Source organism: Mesorhizobium sp. M7D.F.Ca.US.004.03.1.1, from assembly GCF_003998635.1.
Taxonomy (GTDB): domain Bacteria; phylum Pseudomonadota; class Alphaproteobacteria; order Rhizobiales; family Rhizobiaceae; genus Mesorhizobium; species Mesorhizobium loti.
In genome coordinates, this window is record NZ_RZQG01001563.1 from 1 (window position 1) to 752 (window position 752).

1 protein-coding gene is annotated in these 752 nt (G+C 66.1%); it reads right to left on the reverse strand.

Annotation, left to right across the window (positions count from 1 at the left end):
* The coding region (locus EN935_RS38710) for a biotin--[acetyl-CoA-carboxylase] ligase (RefSeq protein WP_127374386.1) at positions 1 to 699 on the reverse strand (699 nt) is incomplete at its 3' end.
* Positions 700 to 752 lie beyond the last annotated feature (53 nt).

The window sequence follows — 752 nt, forward strand, 5'->3', positions numbered from 1 at the left end:
CACCACATTACCGTCAATCCTGACAGCAACCTCGCCGCCGAGCCCCGCCGCGCGAGCCAACCACCGCCGCCTGACGGCGGCAAGTCCGCGCCCCTCATCCCACAACCGGGCATTCTCGCTCCAGGCATCCGATAGCGCGAGGAACAGTGTCTCCGCATCGCATGCCGCACCCAGCGCGCGCAAGGATGTTGCGGGATAAGGCAAATCCTCAGGGTATGCCACCACATTGACGCCGATGCCGACCGCCACCGCGAAACGGCCGCCTTCCAGGATCGCCGATTCCAGCAGGATACCGGCCAGCTTGGCGCCCGACGCAAGCACGTCATTCGGCCATTTCAACTCGAAACGGTTTTTGCCTTCACTGGCGCCGTCGAGGCCGATGGCGATCCGGCCCTTTGGCACCACGGCGTCGAGCGCATCGGCCAGCGCCAGCCCGGCGACGAAGCCCAGCGTTGCGGCAAGGCGAAGCTCTGCCTTGGTGATGACGAGGAGCGTCGCCGCGAGGTTGCCCTCGGGCGTCGCCCAGACACGGCCGCGCCGGCCACGCCCGCTTTCCTGCTTCTTGGAAACGACCCACAATTTGCCCGGGTCACCTGCCCTGGCGTGATCCAGCGCCAGCGCATTGGTGGAGCCGACGCTGTCATGCGCCTCGAGCCGGAACCCTTCCGACGCCGAGGTTGGAGCCAGCCGAAATGCCATGCCGTCTAGAAAAACGTCTTGGCGGCGGCTTCGGCATAGGTGCCGATCTGTCT